23 protein-coding genes and 1 pseudogene are annotated in these 25,279 nt (G+C 70.8%); 14 read left to right on the forward strand and 10 right to left on the reverse strand.

Annotated features, from left to right (window positions below; translation table 11 throughout):
* Positions 1-125: 125 nt before the first annotated feature.
* Entirely contained in the window at positions 126-7,589 is a 7,464-nt protein-coding gene (locus tag ABD269_RS33930; protein WP_344124302.1) for a beta-ketoacyl synthase N-terminal-like domain-containing protein, read from the forward strand.
* 164 nt (positions 7,590-7,753) lie between these two features.
* Positions 7,754-8,827 (forward strand): PP2C family protein-serine/threonine phosphatase, encoded by a 1,074-nt coding sequence (locus tag ABD269_RS33935; RefSeq protein ID WP_344124304.1) that lies wholly within the window; start codon positions 7,754-7,756, stop codon positions 8,825-8,827.
* Positions 8,828-8,869: 42 nt separating this feature from the next.
* Here the strand turns inward: ABD269_RS33935 and ABD269_RS33940 are convergent, their stop codons facing one another.
* The gene (locus ABD269_RS33940; RefSeq protein WP_301890773.1) at positions 8,870-9,370 is read right to left on the reverse strand and encodes a DUF1003 domain-containing protein; all 501 of its coding nucleotides are present in this window, start codon (positions 9,368-9,370) and stop codon (positions 8,870-8,872) included.
* Positions 9,371-9,564: 194 nt separating this feature from the next.
* Between ABD269_RS33940 and ABD269_RS33945 the strand changes: the two genes are divergently transcribed.
* Complete coding sequence (locus ABD269_RS33945; protein ID WP_344124307.1) at positions 9,565-10,218, forward strand: cysteine hydrolase family protein; 654 nt, start codon at positions 9,565-9,567, stop codon at positions 10,216-10,218.
* A 225-nt stretch (positions 10,219-10,443) separates the two neighbouring features.
* On the opposite strand, the gene ABD269_RS33955 is transcribed toward ABD269_RS33945, so the two are convergent.
* Positions 10,444-10,920, reverse strand: coding sequence for a DUF1453 domain-containing protein (locus ABD269_RS33955; RefSeq protein WP_344124309.1), 477 nt, complete (start codon positions 10,918-10,920; stop codon positions 10,444-10,446).
* A 68-nt stretch (positions 10,921-10,988) separates the two neighbouring features.
* On the opposite strand from ABD269_RS33955, the gene ABD269_RS33960 reads away from it, so the two are divergent.
* The gene (locus ABD269_RS33960; protein ID WP_344124311.1) at positions 10,989-11,606 is read left to right on the forward strand and encodes a TetR/AcrR family transcriptional regulator; all 618 of its coding nucleotides are present in this window, start codon (positions 10,989-10,991) and stop codon (positions 11,604-11,606) included.
* A 559-nt stretch (positions 11,607-12,165) separates the two neighbouring features.
* Complete coding sequence (locus ABD269_RS33965) at positions 12,166-12,651, forward strand: hypothetical protein (protein ID WP_344124313.1); 486 nt, start codon at positions 12,166-12,168, stop codon at positions 12,649-12,651.
* On the opposite strand, the gene ABD269_RS33970 is transcribed toward ABD269_RS33965, so the two are convergent.
* Positions 12,648-12,776, reverse strand: coding sequence for a hypothetical protein (locus ABD269_RS33970; protein ID WP_344124315.1), 129 nt, complete (start codon positions 12,774-12,776; stop codon positions 12,648-12,650). The two genes, ABD269_RS33965 and ABD269_RS33970, sit on opposite strands and share 4 nt — an antisense overlap.
* Before the next feature lie 209 nt (positions 12,777-12,985).
* On the opposite strand from ABD269_RS33970, the gene ABD269_RS33975 reads away from it, so the two are divergent.
* Both ABD269_RS33975 and ABD269_RS35500 read left to right on the forward strand, forming a co-directional pair.
* Positions 12,986-13,345 carry a hypothetical protein gene (locus tag ABD269_RS33975; protein ID WP_344124317.1) on the forward strand — a complete coding sequence of 120 codons (360 nt, stop codon included), beginning with the start codon at positions 12,986-12,988 and terminating at the stop codon, positions 13,343-13,345.
* Between the two features lie 483 nt (positions 13,346-13,828).
* Positions 13,829-14,197, forward strand: coding sequence for a hypothetical protein (locus tag ABD269_RS35500; protein WP_425573038.1), 369 nt, complete (start codon positions 13,829-13,831; stop codon positions 14,195-14,197).
* A 96-nt stretch (positions 14,198-14,293) separates the two neighbouring features.
* On the opposite strand, the gene ABD269_RS33985 is transcribed toward ABD269_RS35500, so the two are convergent.
* Positions 14,294-15,493, reverse strand: coding sequence for a helix-turn-helix domain-containing protein (locus ABD269_RS33985; protein WP_344124319.1), 1,200 nt, complete (start codon positions 15,491-15,493; stop codon positions 14,294-14,296).
* Positions 15,494-15,608: 115 nt separating this feature from the next.
* Here ABD269_RS33985 and ABD269_RS33990 point away from each other — a divergent pair, with 115 nt between their 5' ends.
* The 6 genes and pseudogenes from ABD269_RS33990 to ABD269_RS34015 all read left to right on the forward strand — a co-directional run.
* Positions 15,609-15,860 (forward strand): hypothetical protein, encoded by a 252-nt coding sequence (locus ABD269_RS33990; protein ID WP_344124321.1) that lies wholly within the window; start codon positions 15,609-15,611, stop codon positions 15,858-15,860.
* 292 nt (positions 15,861-16,152) lie between these two features.
* Positions 16,153-16,494, forward strand: a complete 342-nt coding sequence (locus ABD269_RS33995; RefSeq protein WP_344124323.1) for a DUF7848 domain-containing protein — start codon at positions 16,153-16,155, stop codon at positions 16,492-16,494.
* 25 nt (positions 16,495-16,519) lie between these two features.
* Positions 16,520-16,771, forward strand: a complete 252-nt coding sequence (locus tag ABD269_RS34000; protein WP_344124325.1) for a hypothetical protein — start codon at positions 16,520-16,522, stop codon at positions 16,769-16,771.
* A 156-nt stretch (positions 16,772-16,927) separates the two neighbouring features.
* A complete protein-coding gene (locus ABD269_RS34005) occupies positions 16,928-18,412 on the forward strand; it encodes an asparagine synthase-related protein (protein ID WP_344124327.1) in 1,485 nt (494 codons plus the stop codon).
* Positions 18,413-18,511: 99 nt separating this feature from the next.
* Positions 18,512-19,060 carry a GNAT family N-acetyltransferase gene (locus tag ABD269_RS34010; protein WP_344124329.1) on the forward strand — a complete coding sequence of 183 codons (549 nt, stop codon included), beginning with the start codon at positions 18,512-18,514 and terminating at the stop codon, positions 19,058-19,060.
* A gap of 187 nt (positions 19,061-19,247) precedes the next feature.
* Positions 19,248-19,358 (forward strand): annotated as a pseudogene (locus ABD269_RS34015) (glutathione peroxidase); the annotation flags it as partial.
* A 20-nt stretch (positions 19,359-19,378) separates the two neighbouring features.
* Here ABD269_RS34015 and ABD269_RS34020 read toward each other — a convergent pair.
* From ABD269_RS34020 to ABD269_RS34040, 5 genes are all read right to left on the reverse strand, one after another.
* The gene (locus ABD269_RS34020; protein WP_344124331.1) at positions 19,379-19,954 is read right to left on the reverse strand and encodes a CGNR zinc finger domain-containing protein; all 576 of its coding nucleotides are present in this window, start codon (positions 19,952-19,954) and stop codon (positions 19,379-19,381) included.
* A gap of 98 nt (positions 19,955-20,052) precedes the next feature.
* Positions 20,053-20,901: an MBL fold metallo-hydrolase gene (locus ABD269_RS34025; RefSeq protein ID WP_344124333.1), complete on the reverse strand. Its 849-nt coding sequence runs from the start codon at positions 20,899-20,901 to the stop codon at positions 20,053-20,055.
* Positions 20,902-20,994: 93 nt separating this feature from the next.
* The gene (locus tag ABD269_RS34030) at positions 20,995-21,438 is read right to left on the reverse strand and encodes a nuclear transport factor 2 family protein (protein WP_344124336.1); all 444 of its coding nucleotides are present in this window, start codon (positions 21,436-21,438) and stop codon (positions 20,995-20,997) included.
* 100 nt (positions 21,439-21,538) lie between these two features.
* A complete protein-coding gene (locus ABD269_RS34035) occupies positions 21,539-22,795 on the reverse strand; it encodes a hypothetical protein (protein WP_344124338.1) in 1,257 nt (418 codons plus the stop codon).
* 4 nt (positions 22,796-22,799) lie between these two features.
* Complete coding sequence (locus tag ABD269_RS34040) at positions 22,800-23,627, reverse strand: alpha/beta fold hydrolase (protein ID WP_344124340.1); 828 nt, start codon at positions 23,625-23,627, stop codon at positions 22,800-22,802.
* Positions 23,628-23,847: 220 nt separating this feature from the next.
* Here ABD269_RS34040 and ABD269_RS34045 point away from each other — a divergent pair, with 220 nt between their 5' ends.
* Positions 23,848-24,381: a hypothetical protein gene (locus ABD269_RS34045; protein WP_344124342.1), complete on the forward strand. Its 534-nt coding sequence runs from the start codon at positions 23,848-23,850 to the stop codon at positions 24,379-24,381.
* Here ABD269_RS34045 and ABD269_RS34050 read toward each other — a convergent pair.
* A complete protein-coding gene (locus tag ABD269_RS34050) occupies positions 24,374-25,198 on the reverse strand; it encodes an alpha/beta fold hydrolase (protein ID WP_344124447.1) in 825 nt (274 codons plus the stop codon). The two genes, ABD269_RS34045 and ABD269_RS34050, sit on opposite strands and share 8 nt — an antisense overlap.
* Between the last annotated feature and the right edge of the window lie 81 nt (positions 25,199-25,279).

Below are 25,279 nucleotides of genomic sequence, written 5' to 3' on the forward strand. Positions count from 1 at the left end.
GACCGCAACGCACGTTCGACCGGTCGCTCGTTCGCGAAACCCGTGCGGGCAGTCGTTTTCCCTCCGTACCCAGGGAAGGCTTCTTTCACCGCCCGGGGAGCATCCGGGCGTCTGAGGGGGGCGGGATGCGGGAACAGCGGCACGCGTACGGGCGCGACATCGCGATCACGGGGATCGGGTGCCGTCTTCCCGGTGGCCTGGGCAGCCTCGAAGCCCTGTGGTCGGCCCTCGAACAGGGGCGGGACCTGGTCGGGGAGATCCCTCCCGAGCGGTTCGACCCGCAGATCTTCGCCGATCCCAACCCGCGCCGCCCGGGCAGGACATACACGGCGTCGGCCGGTGTGCTGGACGACATCGCCTCCTTCGACGCGGAGTTCTTCGGCATCTCGCCGCGGGAGGCAGCACGGATGGACCCCCAGCAGCGGCTGCTGCTGGAGCTGACCGCGGAGGCGGTCGACGACGCCGCCCTCGCGCCCGACGCGCTGTCCGGCACGCCCACCGGTGTGTTCGTGGGCATGTCCGCCCACACGTACGCCAATCTTCAGCTGAGCCGTCCCGAGGCCATCGACCAGCACACGATGACAGGCATCGCGGGCGGCAACACCGCTAACCGGATCTCCCACGCCTTCGACCTGCGCGGCCCGAGCCTGGCCGTCGACACCGCCTGCTCCTCCAGTCTCGTCGCCCTGCACCAGGCCTGTGAACTCCTGCGCTCCCAAGGGGGCATCGCCCTGGCGGCCGGTGTCAACGTCCTGATCGGGCCTCATGAGTTCATCGGGTTCTCCAAGGCGTCGATGCTCTCGCCGACGGGCCGCTGCCGGGCCTTCTCCGCCGCGGCCGACGGTTTCGTGCGCGCCGAGGGCGGTGTCGTGCTGGTGCTCAGACCGCTGGCCGAGGCCCTCGCGGACGGCGACCGCGTCCACGCGGTGATCACCGCCACGGGTACCAACAGCGACGGCCGCACCCCGGGGCTCGCCCTGCCCAGCGCCCGGGCCCAGGCCGAACTCCTGCGCGGGGTGTACGAGCGGGCCGGTCTCGACCCCGGCGACCTGCTCTACGTCGAGGCTCACGGCACGGGCACACCGGCCGGCGACCCGCTGGAGTGCGAGGCCATCGGTACGGCGCTGGCGGGTGGCCGGCCCGCCGGCCGGCCGCTGCCCATCGGCTCGGTCAAGACCAACATCGGGCACCTGGAGCCCGCCTCGGGGCTCGCGGGACTCCTCAAGGCCGTCCTCATGCTGCGCCACCGGACCGTCCCCGCGTCCCTGCACGGCACGCCCGTCAGCGAGGCCATCGACTTCTCCGGGCTGGGCCTCGCCCCTGTGCACACGGCCACTCCCCTGCCCGCTTCCGGAGGGCTGGTGGGTGTCAACTCCTTCGGTTTCGGCGGGTCCAACGCCCACGCGGTCCTCGCGCCCGCCCCCGTCCCCGCCCGCACTGCCGGACCGGGCGATGTCCCCCGGCCGGGCCTTCCCGCCGGGCCGCTGCCGCTCCTGGTCTCCGCACGCACCCCGGCCGCGCTCGCCCAGGCGGCGGACGCCCTCGCCCGGCGGCTGGAGAGCGTGCGGGAGCGGGCCGACTTCTACGACATCGCCCACACCGGTGTCGTCCGGCGCGGCCGTCACCCGTACCGCACGGCCGTCCTCGCCACCGACGCCCCGGACGCCGTGGCCCGGTTACGCGCCGCCGCCACGGTCCCCGCCGTCCCCGCGCTCGCCCGCGGGGAAGTGGCCTTCGTCTACAGCGGGAACGGCGCCCAGTGGGCCGGCATGGGGGCACGGCTGCTGACGGAATCCGCTCCCTTCCGCGACGCCGTCGCGCAGGTCGACGAGGCTCTGCTGCCGCTGCTCGGCTGGTCCGTGAGCAAGGAGCTCGCCACGGCCGACGGCAGCCGGCAGGCCCTGACCGAGGTCGCGCAGCCACTGCTGTTCGCGGTGCAGGCGGGGCTGACCGCCGCACTGGCCGAGCGGGGCGTGCGCCCGGCAGCGGTGTGCGGGCACAGTGTGGGCGAGATCGCCGCGGCCCACGCCTGCGGCGCCCTGGACCTGGCCTCCGCCGCCCGGGTCGTCGCCGAGCGCAGCCTCGCCCAGGCCCGTACGGCCGGGTCGGGCCGCATGGCCGCCGCGGGTCTGACCCCCGAGCGGGCCGAGGAGGAACTCGCCGCCTTTGACGGCCGGCTGGAGCTGGCCGCCGTCAACAGCCCCCAGGACGTCACCCTCAGCGGGGACGAAGCCGCACTGGAGGCCCTGGCCCGCGCGCTGGCGGCGGAGGGGACGTTCTTCCGGATGCTCGGCCTGGACCACGCCTTCCACAGCCGCCACATGGACACCGTCGAGGACGTCCTGCGCGCCCGGCTGGCCGGTCTTCGCCCGGGCCCCGGACGTGTGCCCTTCGCCTCGACCGTGACCGGCGCCCTCACCGAGGGCACAGAGCTGACGGCGGACTACTGGTGGCGCAACGTGCGCCGGCCCGTCCTGCTGGCCGACGCCGTCCGCACCCTCCTCGACCACGGCTGTGACGCGTTCGTGGAGATCGGCCCGCAGCCCGTGCTCGGCCACTACCTGCGCCGTACCGCGGCGGCGGGCCCGGCCGGTCCGGCCGCCGTGCTGTCCACGCTCTCCCGCGACCACGACGGCGCCGACGCCGTCGACGACGTCCTCACCGCGCTGCTCGCCTCCGGTGCCCGCGTCGACCGCGCCCGCTGGTTCCCCGTGCCCGGCCGGGTGGCGGATCTGCCCGCCTATCCCTGGCAGCGCGAGAGGCACTGGCACGGCACGCCCCAGTGGTGGCTGCGCGGCTGCGGCGACGGGATCCCCCTCCACCCGCTGCTGGGCGAACGGGCCGACCACGCCGAACCGTTGTGGCACACCGCCCTCGATCCCGGGCGGCACGGCTGGCTGGCCGACCACGTCGTCGGTGACACCGTCGTCATGCCGGCCGCGGCCTTCGCCGAGGCGGCCCTGGCCGCGGGGCGCCTGCACCACAGCACTCCCGTCCAGCTCCAGGCCCTGGCCGTCGACCGCGCCCTCGTCCTGCCCTTCGACGACGACGCGCTCGACCTCCGTCTGCAAGTGGCCCTCGACGCCGCCGACGGCACCCTGCGCGTCTCCAGCCGTGAGGGCACCGGCCCGTGGCGCGAACACGCAAGGGCCGTCGTACGGCGTCTGACCCGCGACCGCGACCGCCCCCTGGACCTCCAGGCGCTGCGCGACCGCCTGCCCCAGTCCATGGGTGCCGCGGAGCACTACGCCCGCCTCGCCGGGACCGGCATCCGCTACGGGCCCGCCTTCCGGGTGCTGACCGAACTGCGCACGGGGCCCGGCGAAGTGCTCGCCCGCTACCGCCTGACCGTCCCCGACAGCGCTTCCGGGCCGGCCGGCGGCTACGGCGTCCACCCGTCCCTCCTCGACGGCGCACTCCAGGCGGGGGCCGCGCTCCTGCGGTGGCCCGAAGGCGGGGCGGACGGCACCGGACCACGCCCCGCCCCTTATCTGCCCGCCACCATCGAGTCCGTGCACGTGTGGGACCGCCCTCCGGCCGAGGGCTGGATCCATGTGCGCCACCGGGAGACCACCGGCCGTGAGGCGTGCTGGGACATCAGCCTGCTCGACGACCGCGGCAATGTCACCGCCGCCCTCGGCTCGTGCAGGCTGCGCCGGTTCGAGACCGGCAGCCCGGAGGCCGTACGCCTGACCAACGTCCTGCGTGCCGCACCCCGGGGCCACGACCCCGACGTCCCGCCCCACCGCCTGCCGGGCCCGGGTGAACTGGCCCGCGCCGCCCGGCAGGGCACCGAGCGCCCCGAACCCGCCCTGGACAGTGCCCACTACACGCGCGCCGCCGGTCTGGTCGGGCTGCTGAGCGGCCACTTCACCCTGCGCGCCGCCCATGCCCTCGACCCCGCGGCCACCTCCTACTCGGCCGACAGCCTCATCGCCGCGGGCGCCCACCCTCACCGCCGCCGCCTGCTGGACGCGCTGCTGGCCCACGCCGCCCGCAACGGCCTGCTGCGGCCCGTCCCCGGCGGCTGGTCCCCGACCGAAACCGCCGACCCCGGCGGCGCCCTGGCCGAACTGCTGCGCGCGGCACCGGGCCAGATCGTGGAAACCCTGCTGCACACCAGGGCCGGGACACACCTCACCGACATCCTGCTCGGCCACCGCGACCCCGTCGAGGTGTTCTTCGACGACGCCGGGCGGCAGCTGATGGCCGACTTCTACAGCGGCTCCCTGGTGCTCAGGCACTACAACGCCCTGGCCGCGGCGCTCACCCGCCAGATCGTCCACCACTGGCCAGCGGGCCGGCCGCTGCGTGTCCTGGAGGTCGGAGCCGGCACCGGCGGGCTCACCACGGCCCTCCTCGACGCCCTGCCGTCCCAGCGCACCCACTACACCTACACCGACGTCTCGGAAGGCTTCCTCCCCCAGGCCCGGCACCGCTTCGGCGCCCATGACCACGTCCACTACGCCACCCTGGACCTCGACCAGGACCCCGAAGGGCAGGGCCTCCACCCCGCCTCCTACGACCTGGTCGTCGCGGGGAACGCCCTGCACACCGCCGCCGACCTGCGCCGGAGCCTCGGCCACCTCACCGGCCTGCTCGACGACGGCGGACACCTCCTCGCCCTGGAGGCCCACAACCCCGACCGGCTCCTGCCCGTCTTCGGCCTGCTGGACGGCTATTGGAACTCCCGCGACGACCGCCTTCGCGCGCCGTCCCCGCTGCTGACCTCCCGGCAATGGCACGCGCTGCTCACCGACAGCGGCTTCGAGGAGACGGCCCGGATCGGTGCGGAGGACTCCGGCGGTGACTACTCCGTCCTCCTCTCCCGCCGCGCCCACCGCCCCCGTCCCGCCGTCACCGCCTCACCCCGTCCGGCCGACGCCACCGCGACCTCCTGGATCATCGCCACCGAGGGTCCTCCGAGCCCGCTGGCGGAGCATCTGGCCACCGCCTTGCGCGAGTCCTGCGCCGCGCCCGTCACCGTGGTGAGCGCCTCCACCGACGCGGAGCAGTGGGCCGCACACCTGCCGGCGCGGCAGACCCGCCCCACCGTCGTGCTGTTGCCGGACGCCCCCGTGCCGACGGACGCCGACGGCCGCGGCGACGAGGACCCGGCCGTACTGGAGCAGGCCGTCACCCGTACGGCGGTGCTGCGCGCCGTGGCCCGTGCCTGCGTCCCCCTGCCCCCGGAGAGTGCCCCCGTCCTGTGGCTCGTCACCCGCCCCTCAGGAGCGGTGCCCGCGCCCGGGCAGTCCGTGACCCCGCGCGACGCCGTGCCGTGGGCCGTGGCCCGGACCCTGGCCAACGAGCAGGTCAAACCGTCCGTCCGCAGGCTGTCGCTGGAGCGCACCGGCTCCGCCGAGTGCGACGCGCGACGCCTGGCCCGTGAACTGCTGGCCGGTCCGCCGCCCGACGACGAGATCTCCCTGACCTCCGGCGGCCGCTTCGTGACCCGGGTCCATGAGCTGCCGCCCGCCACCGCTCCCGCCGGCACCCGCCCGTACCGGCTGCGCCTGCGGCGCCCGGGGCTCGCCTTCGCGCTGGACTGGGTGCCCGATCGTCCACGCCGTCCCGGCCCCGGGCAGGTCGCCATCGAGGTACGGGCCGCCGGCCTCAACTACCGCGACGTCATGCTGGCCACCGACCTGCTGCCGCCCGGAGCGGAGAGCCCCGCGCCCGACGAGCACAGCCTCGGGCTCGAGTGCGCCGGCGTCGTCACCGCGACCGGTCCGGACACCGGTCTCACCGTGGGCGACCGGGTCTTCGCCTTCGCCTCCGGGTCGCTGGCCTCGCACGTCATCGCCCCCGCCGCCTTCACCGGCCGGATCCCCGACGAGCTCGGCTTCGCCCGGGCCGCGACCATGCCCGCCGTCTTCTTCACCGTGCACCACGCTCTGGAACACCTGGCCCGGCTGGCCGCCGGGGAGACCGTCCTCATCCACGGGGCGGCCGGCGGCGTCGGCCTCGCGGCCCTGCAGTACGCGCTCCACACCGGCGCCCGCGTCATCGCCACCGCGGGCACCTCCGCCAAACGCGATCTGCTGGAACTGCTCGGCGCCGACCACGTCCTGGACTCCCGTACCCTCGCCTTCGCCGACGACGTCATGGAGCTGACCGGCGGCGCCGGCGTCGACGTCGTCCTCAACTCGCTCTCCGGCGAGGCCATCGCCCGCAACCTCGACATCCTGCGCCCCGGTGGCCGCTGCATCGAGCTGGGCAAACGCGATATCCACGGCGGCGGCCGGGTCCAGCTGCGCCCCTTCCGCAACAACCTCTCCTTCCACGCCGTGGACGCCCATCAGATGCTCTCCCGCCAACCGGAGCTGGCGGCCGCCCACTTCGCGGAGCTGACCCGCCGCACCCACCAGGGCGTCTACCGGCCCCTGCCGCACCAGGAGTTCCCCGCCGCGGAGGCCATGGACGCCTTCACCGCCCTGCGCCACTCCCGGCACGTGGGCAAACTCGTCATCGGCCTGCGGCCACCGCCGCCTCTCACCCTGGCGCCCGGGCGTCCGGCCTGCGACCCCGACGCCACCTATCTCGTCACCGGCGGCCTCACCGGCCTGGGGGCCGCCACCGCCGAGTGGCTCGCCGGGTGCGGGGCCCGCCACCTCGCGCTGGTCGCCCGCCGCGGCGCGGCCACCCCGGGCGCCGGTGCCCTCGTCGCCCGGCTCGCCGACGCCGGGGCCACGGCCACCGTCCACGCCGCCGATGTGGCCGACCCCGCCTCGATCGGCGCGGTTCTCGACGCGATCGGCGGGAGCGGCCGCCCCCTGCGCGGCGTCGTCCACTCCGCCATGGCGCTCCAGGACGACCTGCTGACCGGGCTCGGCGACGACGCCGTCCGCACCACCCTGGGGCCGAAGCTGCGCGGCACCGCCGTCCTGGACGCCCTCACCCGCGGCACGGAGCTGGACTTCTTCGTCGTCCACTCCTCCATCTCCGCGCTCGTCGGCCACCGCGCCCAGGCCTCCTACGCCGCCGCGAACCTCTATATGGAAGGGCTCGTCCGCCGCCGCCGGGCGGCCGGGCTGCCCGGCCTCGCCGTAGGCTGGGGCCTGATCGGCGACGTCGGCAGCGCCGCCGACGAACGCATCTCGGGGCCGCTGCAGCGCATGGGGCTGGGCCCGGTGTCACCCGGCGAGGCCATGCGGATCCTCGGCGACCTCCTCACCCGCGACCTGGACGTCGTGCAGGCCGCCTACGTCGACTGGCCGCGCCTCGCCGACCTGCTGCCCGCCCTGCGCAACCCCGCGTTCGGCGCCGTCCTGCCGCCCGAGGACCGGGCGGACGAGGAATCCGCCGGGCTGCGGCGCACCCTGGCCGACAACGACCCCGAAGCAGCCACCGCCGCGCTCGCCGACCTCCTCGCCCGCCTCCTGGCCCGCGTCACCCACAGCACCCCCGAACGGGTGGACCGCACCACCCGCCTGAACCGGCTCGGCCTGGACTCCCTCATGGCCACCGAGCTGGTCGTGGCCCTGCAGCGCGAACTCGACTACGAGATCCCCGCCCTGGAAGTCATCAACGCCGACAGCATCAACGACCTCGCCGGCCGCATTCTGACCATCCTCAAACCCCGCTGAGCCCGTCGCGACCCGTGCGGGCCACGCGCGCCGATCCGGTGCGCACCCGTACGGCCGCCCCATGACTGGCAGCCGTCATCCGGCCCGAGGATGCTTGAGCGTGTCGACCAGCGCGGAAGAGCGGGAGCGGGTACGTGAGGGCACCGGGCGCGAGGCGCACTGCCGTGGGGCGCTGGTGCCTGCGCCACCTCCAGCTGCTGCCCGTCCTGCTGCTCGCCGCCGGCGCCCTCCTCGACTACAACACCTCCCCGCACTTCAGCGCCGAGGCCTTCTACACGGCGGCACCGATGACGGCCGCCGCCCTGCTGTCGCTGCGCGCGACGATCCTGGCGGGCATCGGCGCCTGCGCCGCCGACGCCGTCCTGCTCATCCACTTCGGTTTCCTCGGGGATTCCGGCGGCCGGAGCGAGCTGGCGGCGGTCGCGACCGTTTCGGCCTTCGCCGTCGTCGTCAACCGCCTCATGTACTACAGCGCCGTACGGCTGCACTCCGCGCGCAAGATCGCCCTCGCCGTGCAGCGCGCCGTGCTGCCGCAGCCGCCGGACTCGATCGGGCACCTGAGGATCGCCGTGCGCTATCAGTCGGCGGTGAAAGGCGCGCAGATCGGCGGTGACCTGTACAGCGTGCAGGACACTCCGTACGGCGTGCGCTGCCTGGTCGGCGACGTGCGGGGCAAGGGCATGGAGGCCGTCAAGGCGGTGGACGTGGCGCTGGGGGTGTTCCGGGAGGCCGCCGAGGACGAGCCCACGCTCGTCCGGCTCGCGGCCCGGCTGGAGCGGTCGCTGGTCCGGGAGGCGAGGCGGCGGGCGGGACCCGAGCGGACCGAAGGGTTCGTCACCGGTGTGCTCGCCGAGATCCCGCACTCCGGCGACGAACTACGGCTGCTCAACCGCGGCCATCCGGCGCCGCTGCTGCTGCACGGTGGCGACGTGCGCAGCGCGGAACCCTCCGAGCCGACCCTCCCCCTGGCGCTCGGAGAGCTGGGCTCCGACGAGGACCGGACGGACACCCTGCCGTTCCCTCCGGGTACGACGCTCCTCCTGTACACCGACGGCCTCACCGAGGCGCGCAACCGTGCCGGGGTCTTCTACGACCCCGGCGCCCGCCTGACCGGACAGCATTTCCCCGGCCCGGACGCCCTCCTCGACGCGCTCCTCACCGATGTCCGCCACCACACCGGCGGCCGCATCGAGGACGACATGGCGCTGCTCGCGGTGACGCGCGACGGGGGCCGCTGACTCCGGGCGCAGCCGCCGTCGTCCTGGAGTGAGGCGCGGCGGTCAGCCCGCCGGGAGTTCGCCTTCCGGCTCGGCGGCCGTCGGGGGGTCGATGACCGGTACCGGTTCGAGGCCGATCTTCTCGGCGATCCGGGTCAGCAGCACGTCCTGCGCGGCGAGGTGGCCCTGCAGGTGCGCCATTTCGTGCAGGGTCGCGCTCGCGTCGTGGAAGGTCGCCTCGGAGCGCTTGTCCGACGCGGCCGCCTGCACGTTCTGGCCCACCATGATGACGGACAGCAGGACGAGCTGCAGGAAGGTCTGCGCCACCCAGGACACGATGGCCGCGGAGCCGGCGTCGATGGCGTCCGGGAGGCTGATCAGGTCGAACAGCGCGAAGGCGTAGGCGCACCACATGCTGCCGACCGCCCGCGTGACGACGATCGCGACCTTGGTGTTGAAGCGCGTGACCGCGCTGCCGCGCGGGTGCTGGTCGGTGACCTTCACCGGTCCCCGGGCGTCCCGTGCGGCAATGTGCGGGTGGGGCAGATGCTGATAGATCGTCATGATCTGACTTCCTGTCGAGGGGCCGATGCCCCACGGTCGCGTTCAGCGGGATGAGGGGCTCACTTCGCCCGCATTGCGGTTGTACCCCGCAACGCGCGTGCTCGGGGTGTGAGTTCGGTCAGGACTGTGCAAGTTCCCCACCGCGTCCGCGCGTATGCGCCGCCGCGCGCGGGACAGCGGATAGCGTCGCGCCCATGGATGAACGAAGTGGGCTGGCCGTTCCCCGTTCGCTCGAGGAGGCGTGCGACCCGCGGCGCCTGGCGCTGCTGGTGTACGACATGCAGATCGGCATCCTGGAGCAGATCGGTGAGCGCGACCGCGTCGTCGGCCGGGTGACGGAGGTGGTCGGGGCCGCCCGCGCCGCCGGGGTCCGTACGTACTTCCTGCGCCACGTCACGCTTCCCGTCGAGCTGATGGGCATCTCCCAGCTGCGCATGTGGCGAGGGTGGCAGCGGGCCGAGCGGGCGGCCGATGTGGTGTCCCCGTTCCCGCCGGACGCCGCGCACACCCAGCTCCTCCCCGAGCTGCGGCCCACGGACCGCGAGGCGGTGGTCGACAAGATCACCATGTCGGCGTTCGAGGGGACGTGGCTCGACATCGCGTTGCGCGACTGCGGGATCACGACCGTGGCCGTCGTCGGTGTCGCCATGGAGATCGGGATCGAGCCCACCGTGCGCCACGCGGCGGACCTCGGCTACATCCCGGTCGTGATCACCGATGCCTGCGGGGCGGGCGATGCGGAGGCCGGCGAGCGGTCGTTGGCGGCGCTCCGCTTCGCGGGCGATGCCGTGCTGACCACGGCCGAGGAGTTCCGCTCCGTGCTCTCCCGGGCATCGACGCGGACCTAGCCCGGTCTGCCGTTCGTCCGGGTGCCCGGCTGGGCACTGTCCGCCGGGTCGCGTGACCAGGCCTACCCGTGGACGGCACCGCCGGCCTGTTCAGCATCGTTCTCGTCCTGCCGGAACCGCCGGTACCTATGACGTCGGCAGATCAAGCACATCATCCCCGAACGCAAGGACCAGCGGGCCAACCGCCAGCGCCGCGGCAGCGCGGGCGCGGGGCGTGGCGATGGGTCAGCGAGTACGCGCCGGGGCGAAGGGGATCCCCGAAGCCATGCCGCGATAGCCGACCATGAGGGACTCGCCGAGGAAGCTCACACCGATGGAGAGCTGGAGGGGGCGTGCGTTCTCGTGCATGCCCATCTTCGCCGCCAGGATATTGAAGCCGGCCGTGACCGCCAGGGTGCCGATCAGGGTGAGGAAGGTGCGGCCGGTGTACCGCTGCCACAGGACGCCTCCCTTGTCGCTGAGTTGAACGGTGGCGCCGCGGAGTGCGCCGAGTGCCGCACCGAGGACGGCGCCCGTGATGACCCAGGTGAGGTCGGTGCCGGTCAGATCCGTGTTCTTGACGAGGGACAGGATGCCGATCCCGGCCAGGATCGCCGGGGTGATGAAGAGCTCCTTCGCATTGACCGGTTCGCCGGTCAGCCGTTTGACCACGACGACGATCACGACCGCCGCGATGATCGCAGCGAGCAGCCAGGGGTTCACGCAGATACCACCCATCCTTGTAGCACGGTTGCGCTAAAAAATTTAGCTCGATCGTGCTATAAAGGCAGATGCCAAAGATCGTCGATCCCGTGGCCCGCCGCAGGGCGGTGGCGCAGGCCGTCCTGTCCGTCGCCGCCCGCCATGGACTGGAGCATGCATCACTGCGCAACGTCGCCGACGAAGCCGGACTCGCCATCGGCTCGGTCCGCCACTACTTCGCCGACCACGACGAGTTGATGACCTTCACGATGAAGGAGCTCAGCCGGCGCATCGGCGACCGCGTCCGCACCCACGCCGAGCAGCTCCTAGCCCCCGACGGCCGCACCGACCGCCGGGCCGAAACAGAAGAGCTCCTGGCCGAACTCCTCCCCCTGGACGAAGCCCGCCGCCAGGAGTCCGCACTCTGGCTCGCCTTCACCACCGCAGCACACACCCGCCCCGAACTACGCCCCTGCGCAGCCGAGATGCAAACCGACCTGCACACCCTGATCTCCCGTGTGCTGCACGAAGCCCGGTGCGTCGGCGGGCTGCCAGGCAGCACGGACATCGAACTGGAAAGCACGCGACTGGCCGCCCTCCTCGACGGACTCAATCTCCAGGCAACACTGCTCCCGGACCGCTATCCACCCAAGCTGCTCCGGCAGGTACTGCGACGGCACCTGGACACCCTCAGGACCGGCAACTGACCTCCGGCCAACGCGTTTAGCGTGCACGCTTCGCAGGCATCAAAGGTGCACCGATCACCCGGCCGGCATTTCCTCGCGGCTCGCCACCGTACCGGTGTGACAGGGCAAAAGCCCGCAGTCTCCACACCGGCTGTCGACCAGCGCAGGGCAGTATCGCGGCGCGATGCCGCCCGTCGGCCCTTCCCCCCTCACCGAGGACGGGCAGCGCAACCTCAGCACGCTCGGCGTCGGCCATATGCGTCCGAGCCGCTCGGCATGAGGGTCAATCCCCGGTCGGCCCGTCGCCACTGGCATGACGCCGACGGCGGCTCACTTCGGCACGCACAGGTGCAGCCAATGCGGCCTGGCCAGCTCGACGTTGGCTGCATGTTCGACATACGCCTCGTTCGAGGGATCGCGTCAGCCGAGCACAGGAGCTAAAGTGCCACGGCAGTCAGGCAGAGCTGGCCGATCACATCGAGGTCCCGCTCCGTCACCGGCCCGTCCTTCGCAAGTGGGGGCTTGATTGGGAGCTTCTGACGCACCGGCAGGAAGAAAACTTCTCCTTGGGATTGCGGTCGTGGACACACTGGCCGGGGTTGCGGGGCCGGTATTCGACAATGTGTGGCCACGGCCACTGCAATACAATGCCGCCGACGTTGGCTACATGATCGCAGCAGGAGTGATCGCCCCGGTCACACTCCTAGGGATCTGGTACTACGAGATTCGATACTTGTCCAAGGATCTGGCGGACGCTATGCGCGATGCGATCGCTGCGGCGTTTGTACTGCTCTATCTCACCATCGTCAGCTGGTCGGCTTTCTTTAGATACCGCACCGATAAAGCGGACCTCTCTCCTTTGACTCACGACGTGATGGGCAATTTCGGGACGCTGACAGGCGTGGTTGTCGCCTTCTTCTTCGGGTCGAACGCTGTCGGAAAAATCCTTGAGGCTGCGCAGTCGAGAGGAAGGGCTGAAGATACGCCGCCCGGGCAGGCGCGGGCAGTGCCGGCGCAGCACTCGCCAGAGTCGAGCGGCGATTCCACTGCATCCGCCGGGGGCTAGAGGCAGGGCACGGACCCTTGGGTCACGAAGACGCGGCTGATGCCGAGCAGTTCGGCGATCGAGGCGACGGTGCCCTCGGGACGGGTGAGCAAGTCCCGGGCGTGGCACGCATGCTTCTCGTTCATGGCCGACGGTCGGCCGGGGCGGCTCGTCTGCCACGGTGCCGGTTCGGGCCGGGCCGACCGTACTCCTTCGTCGCCGTCCTGGAGGCGGGCTTGGCGAGGAGAACGCAAGGATCAGCGATCCGAAGCCACTCGCAGGGCTATCGCTGGGCAGCAACTCACCTTAGTTTGAAGTGATGGTGAGAATGATTCGGGCGACAACCATCGGCGCCGTGGTCTCAGCGGCCGTCGCGGCGTGGCTGCTGCGCCAGTACCGGTCGCAAGCCCCTACCGGCAGCGGCGGTGACGCGCATAAGAGGCACACGGCTGAAGAGGATTCGCCCGCGCGCAAGCGGCAGCAGTCCAACGTCCAAGGCTTCTTCTCGGGCCTCCTGGGCGGCGGCACGAGCAGCAGCGACAACTCCGGCAGCAGCTTCGGATTCTTCTCCTCGCCCAGCGAGGACAACAGCTACCACAGCACGAACCACAGCACCGATTCCGGGCACCACCATCACCACCACGATTCCGGGCACCACCACCACGACTCGCAGAGCTACGGTCATGACGGGGCATCGCAGAATGATCAGTTCTGAGGGCCGCACTTCGATGCTGCTCCTCGGACTCGGTTGCTCTGTCGGAGCATCGCCTGGTCGACGGCCTCGCCGATGAAGTCGAAGCCGGGTGCCCGCCAGCCGGCGGCGCCAGGCGGCTACGGGGCGCTTCTGGTCCAGGCGCGATCCACGCACCGACGAGCCGCTGCCCTCGCCGCCAACCGTAAGCTGATGGCTCCGCTCAACCGCCACGCCGACTGACAACGCGGCGGACATCACGCCCTGGTGAGGTGCTGCGGCTGAACGTGGGGACGGGCGTCCAGTGCGTCGCTCGATGACACAAGGGCTGCATGCCCATGCCACTGCCGGGGATGCTCGCACAGGGGATCCGGCCTGTGCCGAGTCTTCGAGAGGATCAGCGAGAACAGCCGCGGCTTGTGAACTCGTGTGATCACAGCGAAGGCCGCCATCCGCATTGGCATGGCCCCTGCGACGTGCCAGGAAGGCGCGCGTGGAGGAGCAGATATGCGTACATGGAGGGCGGCGGTCGCCGCCGCGTCGATGGCGGTGCTGGCGTTCGCAGGTGGCACTTCCCCCGCGGCGGCTGCCGCCCCGTCCATCCCGGCCACCGTGCCGCAGGGAGGCGACGCCTACGGCGGCAGCGTGGAAGCCAGCAAGGCCGGCTCGACCGCCGGCGCGACCGCGGTGATCCGATGTGAGAGCGCCCTCGCACCCCTGGTCCAACGGTCCGATCAGACCGACAAAGCCATTGCCGACCACGAGACCAGCCTCGACAGCCTCGAACGGGCCCGGTGGCCCCTGCCATCCCTCGCCGCCCTGGTCAGCCTCGCCGCAGTGATCGTGTCCATCTGGCAGGCAACCGCCGCACACTGAACCTCGCCCGTCGTCCGTGACCCGTCACGCCCAGAACAGCGACAATGGCCCGCCCCCGCATCCCGGGGGCGGGCCGCTTTTGTCGTATCCAGAGGCTCAGATCGAGATCTTGACCCGCTTGGCAATCTTGTTGAGCCGCGGGTTACTGCGCTTGTGCAGCGACACCATCACACGGAACAACTCCTGACTCGTCGGGTGAACCTTGGCGAGCTGCGGAGCGACTTCCCAAGCCTGCTCCAGCGATTCCAGAGCGCCATCCCGATCCCCGAGGGCCAGCCGGGCCCGCGACGTGTCCAAGTACATCGGACCAACCCGCGTCGCAGGAAGTGTGATCTCCTGCCTCTGAAGATCCTGGGAGACCTGAAGCGCCTTGCTGTGCCTCCGGAGGTCACCCGACGTCGAGATGATGTGGACGGCCGTATTCTGCGGGCCGAAATGCATCTCATGCTTGATCACATCGGACCCAAACTCGGCGGCGTACCGTTCCGCCCGCGTGATGTGCTCGTCAGCTGACCTCTTGTCCCGCAGACGGCCCGCGAGGGTCAGGCCCCGAAGGTGAAGGCACCCCAGGCCGAATGCCCTCTCAGCTCCGGTGAGCGAAGACTCGGCCTTCGAGATGGCTTGCTCGACCACGGCCAGGCCGCCGGCGAAGTCCCCGTTGTTGAGGAACATCCCCGCGTTGTCCCTCGCCGCCACGATCCCAACCAACGGCGTGGCGCGCTCAGCAGCGAGCACCTGCTTGATGGAAGCCAACTCGCACAGGTCCAACCACCTGTGCCGGGCCGCCACCCAATAGACGGTGCTGTACGTGTCAGCCACCATCGTCCAAGCTTCCGGTGTTCCAGTGGCGTGCGCGTAGTTCTGGGCACGGCTGAGGAGGCTCGGGAGGAGTGCGAGGACTTCGGCAAGGTCGGTGTTGAACCGATGCCCGGTGAGCTTCGCAAGATCCGTCTTCAGATCTGTCAGTGAGCGTGGAGGCTCACCCGCGAGATCGAAGCGGCGCATCGCCGCCCGAAGCTCCTTGAGGTTGTCCTCACTTGTCACCGGGGCTTTGCCCAAGACCTCATCGAGAGTGATGTCCATCGCGGATGCAATGGCAGCGGCCATCCCCTGAGTCAGCGCCCGGTCGCCGATCTCGATCTTGCTCAGCATGGACAGCGACACGCCAGCACGCCGGGCCAACTGCGCTTGGCTCAGGTTGTGCTCCTTGCGGAGGACGGCCACGTTCTTACCCGGTCCGGGCGTACGTTCCTCGTGGGTCATGAGATCCCCTTCGGTGCAGTGGGTCGCTTCCATGTTCCCAAGGATCTGCGCCCTGGCGCACCACCACAGTGCAACTTCTGTGCAAGTTCGGGCGACCCGACCGGAGTTGACTAGTCGTAAGCAGACAGTCACATCAAGGGGATGAGTGATGGGAACTGCGACTCAGCAGCAGGTGCCGACCCGAGAGGAGTCGGCCCGCACCGTCGCCAGGAACGCCGTGCCGGAGATCCAGGAAGCCCTCAAAGAGATGAGGGTGATCGGCGAGGTGACGGCAGACGGCGTGCTTAACGGACACGGTCTGGTTCACATCACTCTGTGCTCGGGAGATGCGTATTCCTTCGTCCGGTGGGTTCGTGCTCGGGTCCAGGAGCAGGAGCAAGGGACGGCGACGCGCCAGTGACTGAGACTCCTCGCGAGGCCATGCCCCCGGAGGGCATGAGAGTCTGGATCGTCGGGCCGTCGCAGGTTCGCGTCGGTGACCTGTTCCGTGTCGATGGTGCTTGGCGTCCGGTGACGGACATGAGAGCCGGGCAGGAGACCCGGGTCCGGATTCTGATTTTCCAGGATCACGAGCCCGTGGCACTGAGACCGGACACGATTGTGCGCATCTGCCGGAGGATCGAACAGACGAGCACGCCAGCCCTGCATCGCCTCGCCCGTGTCGGATCATCTGTTCGGCGTGGGGGAAGGCCATGACGAGCCGACGGTTTCGGTTCATTCCGTTCACGATCGCCCAGGATCTGACGGCGTGGCCGGAGTATGCAGCTCAGTGTGTCTCGGGTGACGAATCGGACTGCGGTGAGAAGTCCGGTTGGAAGGGTCATCCGGACGGGGTCGAGAAGTGGATGAAGGAGCACACGAGACAGACGCTCCATCTCCGCTACCGCCGACTCTTCGCGGACTATGCCGAGTTTGATGCGCCCGAGGACTTCGACCCCTCGAAGGTGATACGGGGCGAGACCATAGAGCACTCCCGAGCCCTCGATGCACCGCGGCCGGCCCTCGCGCTCGAACGCGCAAGGGCAACCCCATAAACGCCCGCCCTGTCGCCCCGTTTAGGTGAGGACGGTCCCGGCCGGGCGGATCGGCAAGTGCACGACGGTACGGGGAAAGGCCCCGTACCGCACCGCACAGGAGGTGCACAGTGAACGACTTCCGTCCCCCCCGTCGTCGAAGCGAGGGAACCGCATCGAGAAGCTGTTCACGACCAAGGTTCTCCGCCGGGTCCAGCCGCCGGCCGAGACTCACGAGTACAAGAAGGAAAGCGGCTCGTCCGACGGTGCCATGACCTACGACACCACCAAGGTGTGACGTCCCTTCTCTGATCACCTCCGGGGCGCGACCGCTCGGCCGCGCCCCGGCCCATCTGGAGGCACTGTAATCAAGCTGCGTCTCACGCCCTACGCCAACGACTCCGTTTGGTCGTGGAACGGAAGCAGGTACAGCACCGCGAACGGGTCCAGCGAAGTGACCCCGTACACGCACCCGATGGTGGAACACCTCGCCGTCACTGACGGACACCGCACACTGATCGTCATCCGGGAACGAGTCGCCGACCGCTCCACCTGCACCCCCGACCCCCGCGCCGTCGATCCCGCCGAATACGACACCGCACGCAACCTGGCCGAACAGTGGCCAGCCGACTACGTGCTCGTAGAAACCACGCCCCAGGAGCCAGCCCGCGTCACCGTCGGCGCGTGCAGAACGACCCCGCTCTACCTGGCCCACGACGACACCACCCTTCACGGGTCCTGGGACATGGCCGACCTACGCCACCACATCACCGGCCTGAACCCCCGCGAGGTTGCCCGCCTGCTGATCTACCGCCCCCGGTACAGCAACGACACCCTGTTCCGCGGAATCCACCGGCTCACCGAACGCGCAACCGCCCACTACGGCGGACACCTGTTCCTGCGCTACCCCGACCCCGCTCTGCACAGCGGCCCCCGCGACCTCGCGCCGAACGCCGACGTCCTCGGCGCGTTCGTCGAGGCCATGGACGACGCCATGGACCTCCGGCCGCTCGACCCCGCCAAGACCGTGTTCCACCTGACGGGCGGTTTCGACTCCGGCACCCTGGCCACCCGCGCCGCCGAACGCTTCCCCGGGCAGCTCAACACGTCCGCGCTCCTGATCGGCGGCCCCGGCCGCACACAGCAGATCCGTCGGCGGAAGGAGATACGTGCTGCCGTGCCCTTCGCAGAGCGGGACGACCTGATCGACGCCATGGCGGACACACCGCTTCATCCCGACTGTGCCCGGGTACGCGGCGACCTGATCAGCCCCTACGAGGAGCCGCTGCACCACCCCTTCACCCGCATGACCAAGGCCCTGGCCGCTCACGGCGCCCACACCGTGGTGACGGGGCTCTGCGGAGACGAAATGGTGGCACTCTCACAGGCGGAGTACCCCCACAAAGCCATGGGAGAGCTCAAGGACGTTCGGATTCTCCCGTGGATCGGCAAACGCGCGACTGCCGCCCTGGAGTTCACCGATGACGGAATCGCACCGCCGGCCGTCGTCAACTCCATGAGCCTCCTCTCTCTGGAAACGACCGCCCCCGTCCTGCTCCGCGAAGGAATCTGGCCGGTCCACCCCTTCGCGGACCCCGGCATGATCCAGCTCGGCGAGTGGCTCCCGATGGACTGGCGCGAACTCAAGCAGCTCCAGCGACGCCGCCTCGCCGCGCTCGGCCTCAGCGATGACGTCACCCAGCCCGAAGAACGCGAGTCTTTCGCCGAAGTGGTCCAGCACGCCCTGACCACCCACGGCCGGCCACTCTTCGCCCGGATGCTGCACGAGGGATCAGCGCTCTTCGACGACAAGCTCGTCAACCCCGACGGACTCCGTCAGGCCGTACGACGGCTCAGCGAAGGGACGTACCGCGAGGACGGCGACGCCCAACTCCTCCAAGTCATCGACCTACACCTCGCTACCCGGGCATTCCTGTAACTCCCAAGGGGGTTCCGCCCCGCGACCGAGGCGGAACCCTCCACACCCGGGCCCCGACCGTGGGAGGCTGCCACAGCCCCCCGAAGATGCGGAGTCACAATGTTCGCCATGCGCCCGGCCACATCGGCCGACATCCCCGCCGTAGCGGCCATGATCCGCTCCCGTTCGACGTGGCTCGAAGAGCGCGGCATGCCGACGTGGCGCGACAGCGCGGATAACCTCGCCGACCAGGCCGAGAACAGCCACGGCGCGATGTGGGTGCTCGAAGACCACGCCTCCCACATCGTTGGCTGCACCACCGTGCAGGAAGAAACCCCACCGTGGGGCTGGACATCCGAAGAGCTTGCCGAGCCCGCCCACTACCTGTTCACCACGGTGACAGACCCGGCCTACCGCGAGCAGAAGCCCGGAACCTTGATCGCCCTGTGGGCCGTGGACCACGCCGCCCACGAAGGGAAAGCATGGGTCCGCCGCGGCTGCATGTTCCCGGGCCTGGTCCGCTACTACGAAACCCAGGGCTTCACCCTGCTCCACGAAGTCCAACGGACCCACAACCTCATCTACCTCATGGCACGACGCGCGGAGCCGCTCGCCGAACTGGAAATGCTGTTCAAGGACCCGTCCGGGGGCGCGGCGCTTCGCTCCTGATCCGCTCCTGGGCCAGCCCGAACAGGAAGCGGCCCCGGCACTCCGCTGAGTACCGGGGCCGCTTCCTGTCTAGCCTGTGAGGCTCTGGCCTGGGCCTTCGCCGTAGTGCCTCTTTGGACCCACTGACGTGCGATGGTGGAAGCGGCACAACGCCGGACAGGGGCGAAGTTCATCGGAGGGAAAACCCGAAAAGTTCCTCGTCGCCCCCGACGGCACGGTGGCGGCCCGCTTCGCCCCGCAGACCGAGCCGGACTCCGCCGAGGTCGTCGCGGCCGTCGAGGAGAACCTGCCCGCCTGAGCAGTCCGAGCGGCGTGGCCTCAAGCGGAGGGGGATGCGCGCCGGGCGCGGGAAGCGCGGAGGTTGGCCGCGTTGCCGCAGGTATGGACGTCGTGCCAGACACCGCTGTTGTTTCGGGATCGGTCGTAGAACGCCGCCGCGCAGCGGTCGTTGCGGCAGGACTTCAGGCGGCGCCAGAGGTCGGTGCGCTGGGCTTCGTAGGTCTCGACGAGGCTCAGGGAGGCCACCCGCTGCCAGCCGGTGCCGTGGGGGTCGGCGTGGATCCGCCCGTCGGGGCCGAGCCGCAGCGTGACCGTGGTGGTGAGCGGCGCGGGCTCGGCGCCGTCGGCGCGGACCGCGCGCTGGAGGTCCGTACGGAAGGCGCGCAGTTTTTCCAGATCCCGGCCGTCGAGCGTGACGGGCGTGTGGGGGCGGCCGGCGGCCCGGGTCCAGGAGGCCAGTGCGGCGTCGAGCCACTGCTGCGCGGCGTCGAGGTCGTCCAGGAGGTCCGGCATGCGCGGCTTGCCCATGGCGACGGTGTTGAGCAGGTCCTGGACGAAGGCGAGCCCGCCCGGGGCCGGGGTGAGGGCTCCACGTGTGGTCGCCGGCCATTCCATGGGCGGGTCGCCTCCTTTTTCCTGCCGCGGTGCCTGGTCCGTACGCGGTCGGTACCAGTGTCACCGATCCCCGGCGGCGCCCCCGGGCCGGGGCCGCCTCAGCCGAGCAGTCCGAGCGCGCCGTACCAGAGCGGGCCGGGGTTGAGCCGGTCGCCGTGGAGCCCCATCATGCGGTCGAAGAACTCGCGCGGGGCCGGCTTCTCGGCGAGCAGCCGCTGGGCGTCGCGCAGGTACTGCCGGGTCTCCTCCAGGATGGCCGGGTCGTCGGCGCGGGCCCTGTCCTTGTGGCCCGCGACGACGGCGCGCGGCCGGAGCGCGGCGATGCGGTCGATGCCCTCCAGCCATGCCGCGAGGCCGCCGTCGCCGCCTTCGAGGATGTACGGGTGCACGCCGTTGTAGGCGATGTCACCGGCGACCACGAGGCCGATCGACGGCACGTGCAGGAACGTGGTGTCGTCGGTGTCGGTGTGTCCGGCCTCGTATGCCTCGATGACGTTGCCCTCCAGCAGGAACCCCTGCTCGGGGATGGGCCGGGCGAGCACCGTGGTGTCGCCGATCAGGCCGGGGAAGACCTTGTCCCACAGCTGTTCACGGCCTTCGGCCGCTTGTCGGCGCATGAGCCGGATGGTGCCTTCGGTGGCATACACGGTGGCGCCGGGGAAGCGCTCGACGAGCTGCGCGGCACCGAACCAGTGATCGCCGTGCCCGTGGGTGGCGTAGATGTACGCGAGCCGCTTGCCGGACCGCTCGATCCAGTCGCCGACCTTCTCGGTCTGCTCGCGGGTCAGCGGCGGATCGACAAGGACGGCGTCCTTCTCTCCGTGGATCAGGGTGGACGACAGCGGCGACGACACGATCGAGTCGCCGTTCGGCATGCGCTGGTCGCCGGCTCTCGGTGTGCCGTCCGAGACGAAGACCTCGTACGACAGGGGTGTGGGTGTGGTCATGACGGACCGTCTCCTCGGCTTTCGGTGTCTGCGGTGCGTGAAGTGCCGTGTCGGGCAGGGCCGTTCGGCTGCCGCCGGAAGGCTCCGTACGGGTCAGGCGCCGGCGTGGAAGTGTCCGGCTTCGATCCTGCCGCTCAGGCGCCTGCCGAGCTCGGCGGAGAAGGCGATCAGGTTGTCGAGCGGGCGGTGCTGGATGACGGCCCGGACGATCCTGCCGTCCTCGTTCACGGTCAGGATCGTGCTGCCGCGCAGCTCCTTGCCGCCGAGGGCCGTGGCCTCCCACTCGATGCAGCTCCGGTCCCCGGCGGTGATCTCCTGGGTGAAGACCAGGGACTCGTAGATCCCGCCGGCCGCGCCCATGACCTGCTTGACGTTGTCGCGGCCCTCGACCGGGCGGCGCAGGGCGGATGCCTCCAGGACGACGTTCTCGTCGAACGCGGCGGCGAACGCTTCCGGGTCCTTCGCGGCGAACGCCCTGGTCCAGGGCTGGGCCTCGACGTCGCCCGTGACGTCGGCGAACCGGGTCCTGTCGTTCATGGTGATCAACTCCTGTCCGCGGTGGCGGCCGGGCGCCCTGCCCGGCGCCGGTCCGGCGGCACCTCGACCATACGACATAACCGTAACACTTATGGCTATGTCATTCAGGATGGGCCACGATCCCGGCCATCACCGAGGAGAGCGGATCACCGTCGAATACGTCCCGGAGCTCCTCGACGCCTTGGCGCCGCTGTGCCGGGGTGAGGGAGACGTAGTGCTCGATCCGTTCGTTGAACGTGCGCCGGAATCGCGCGTAGAGCCCGTCGTCCTCCCGGATCCGCCCCGCGATCTCCACGAGGGCCGCCGTCCCGGCGAGATCGTCCTCGGGTATCCGGTGATGCGGCAGGACGTCCGCGAACCGGCCGGCGGTCCGGCCGAAGAGCGTGCCGTCGAGCTGCCGCACGGTGAAGACGTGCGCGTAGTGCTGTTCATGGATGGCCAGGGGCAGCCGCCCGAGAGCGAGCGCCTCGTGGAGCGCCGTGAGTCCGGGGGCGAGCAGGTAGTGAGGGGCACTCGCCACCTGTCTCAGCAGTTCGCGCTGGGGAAGGAAACGGCAGTCGGCCCGCCTTCCGGCGACGGAGACGGTCCGCTCCCGATGCTCGCCGAAAGGGCCGCCGCAGACCAGGACGCGCGGGAACCGGTGCCAGTCGCGCAGCAGGTCCGCGATCCACCGGTGGAGCAGTCGCACGTAGTCGTTATTGGCGTCGAAATCCAGGAGGAAATTCTTGAATCCGCCGACGTTGATCAGCAGGTCGTATTCCGGGGCGGCATCGCCCGGCACCTTCCGCAGACCTTCGAGGTCGACGATCGAGCCGGTCACGTGCATCGCACCGCCGGTGCCGAGAGCGGCGAATTCCGCCGCTCTTCGCGCGACGCCGGGGAAGTTCTGGACCACGCTGTGCGTGGCGAGCAGATGGGCCGCGACGACGCGCTCGTGCGGCGAGAGGACCTCCAAGTGCCGGTCGGCAGCGGCGAAGGAGGAGCGCGGCATGCTCGCGCACAGGTCACGGATCTCGGCCAGCGGACGTCCGAGCTGCCAGAAGCTCAGGAGGCTGTCCACCATGACCACCGGCCGACGCGCCACGACGGACCGCACGACCAGGGCGGCATCCATGACCGAGACCACCAGATCAGCGGTCCCCAACAGGTCGCCGACCATTGCGGAACCGGCCGCCGCCGTCTCCTGGGTGGCGGCTTCGCGTATGCCGTCGAAGGCGTCGGCGTTGCGCCGCGCAAACACCGCCGACACACCGTCGCCCACGAATACCCGCTCATGGCCGCGGAGCAGCCGGGAGACCGCGACGAGTTCGGAAGCCGGGCCGAAACCGCAGTTCTGGGCCCCCATCAGGATGCGCACGGCTTCAGCCCTGTAGCGGTGAGGCGGCCGGAGCCGTCGCGGCGGGGAGCAACGCGACGAGCCGCTCGGCGAATTCGGCCGGGTGCTGCGCATAGCCGGTGTGGCCGCCGGGGAATTCCGCGAGTTCGCGGCCGAGCCGCCCCGCGAGGACGGCCGCCGGACGGCGGATGAGATGCGTACGGGAGTCGCGGCCGCCCGCCATGACGATCCGGTCCGCCGCAGCGGCGAGCGCGGTGAGATCGGGAACGAAGCGCGTGGTCGGCCGGATGATGTGGGCCAGGAAGAACGCGTTGTTGTCCTGCGCCTCGGGCAGCGGCGGCGCGCGGTGGCCGCCGAAGACGGGCCGGAGCTTGCGCAAGGCCGGTGCGACTCCCTCGCGGAGGAATGCCGCGTGGGCGTCTTCGAAGAATGCCAGGCATCTCTCGGCGTCCGGCAGGATTGCCATCGCGGGCGGTTCGTGCGCGATCACCGACCGGACGCGGCCCTGGTGGTGAAGGGCGAGTTCGAGCGCGACCAGCGCCCCCGAGCAGCTGCCGAACACATGCACCGGCTCGTCCGCCGCGGCGAGGTGATCCAGCAGACGGCGGGCGTCGTCGGTGTGCACCTCGATCTTCTGGTCCTCCGGCGGGCCGTCGAGCAGGCTGCGCGAGTTGCCGCGCGGGTCGTACGTGACGACGCGGTGGTCCGTGGCGAGGACGGCGGCCAGGCGCCCGAAGACGGCCGCGTCGAGGCCGCCGCCCGCGATGAGGAGCAGGAGCGGCCCCGCGCCGCGCACTTCGAAGTAGAGCCTGGCGCCGGGCACTTCCAGCGTGCCGATCTCCAAGGCGTCCATCACACTCCAGGGCGGGAACCGTGCGGCATCGGAGGGTCACCACCAGGCTACTCACAGCGAGGAGTTCACAGAACAGGCCCTCGCCATCGCCGGGCGCGCGCATGGCGTCGCGCGCCCTCCACGAGTCCGCCCGTGTTCTCTCACTCCTGAGCGCCCGTCTCGCGCGTACGTGAACGGGGCATCGCATACCTCACGTCACTCGCCGCGAAGGAGACCACGCATGGCGGTCAGCAGAACATGGATGCGTTCCGTAGCCCTGGCGGCCGTCACCGCGCTGGTCACGTGCGCGCCGACCTCGGTATCCGCCCACCCGCACCCGCGCCCGCCCGCGCAACTGCAGTGTCAGGGAACCGAATCCGTCACGTACGACCCGGGAGTCACCCTCTGGCCGAGAAAATTCGACGTCAGGACCGATGGGCAGTTCGACTGCACCGACAGCGCGGGCAAGGTGAAGAGCGGATCGTACGGGGAGCATTTCAGCCTCACCGCCGGCTGCAACGATCTCCTCGGCGGGTTCGAGGAACAGCGGACCTTCTCGTGGAGCACCGGCGACACCAGCGTTGTCGACGCCAGCGGCAGCAGCACCGCCGTGGCGGGTCAGGTGATCACCACGATCACCGGCACTGTCACGCAAGGCCGCTTCCTGGGCCGGACCGCGGTGCAGGTCATCACGCTTCCGCAACCGGGGGTGCTGCAGTGCCTCACCACCGGGTTCACGGGCGCGAAGGGCGTGACCACGCTCGTCATCACGTGAGGCGACCGGTCCGGACGGGACCGGAGACGAAGTCCTCCAGTGCCGCGGCGACCGCTTCGGGAGCCTCCAGAGGCAGCAGATGCCCGCTGCCCGGGACAACGCTGAACCGCGCCTGGGGGACATGGGGCAGCAGGTGACGGCGCAGGACGTGCGATGGTTCGACCTTGTCGTGTTCGCCGGCCAGGACGACGACGGGGACGTCGATCGCCCTGGCGGCGTCCGTGACGTCCGCCGCGATGCCCCGCAACGGCCACTCCCGGCGGGCCGAGTCGTCGCCGGCCAGGCTGTCGCGCACGACGGCGCTCTTGACGGTGTCCTCCAACGGGGCGGCGGTGAGGGCGTGGTCGAGTGCCTGCCCGACGGCCTGTGCCGAGTCGTAGGCGTGCGCGAGCGAGCGCCGGTGCTCGGCGGTCAGCCCGGCGGGCGGCTCCGGCGGCGCGGGGGCCAGCAGCACTAGTCCTGCCAGGCCCGCCGGGCGCCGGGCCGCGACGAGCTGGCAGACCTTGCCGCCCATCGAGTGCCCGACGAGGACGAACCTGTCGAGGCCCAGGCCCTCCACCAGGCCGATGAGGTCGTCGGCAAGCTGGTCGAGGTGGTACGGGCCGGGCAGTGCCCGTGACGAGCTCCAGCCGCGCTGGTCGAAACGGACCGTGTCGCGATCGGCCGGGAGCCGCTCCACGACCGCGTCCCATGTGCTGGCGGACCCGCCCCAGTAGTGCGCGAACACCAGCGTCGGCCCGCGCTGTCCGCGCCTGTGCACGTCGAGTGCGCCGCCTGCCACGGGAACCCGGCGGATTGTGGTTTCTGTCGTCACGATGACCTCCGTCCAAAGGGACGGGGAGCGCACTCGGCGCTACTCCCGCCCGAGTTCGCACCCCTTTCCTGCGGGGTACGGCGG

This window comes from Streptomyces blastmyceticus (genome assembly GCF_039521185.1).
Taxonomy (GTDB): domain Bacteria; phylum Actinomycetota; class Actinomycetes; order Streptomycetales; family Streptomycetaceae; genus Streptomyces; species Streptomyces blastmyceticus.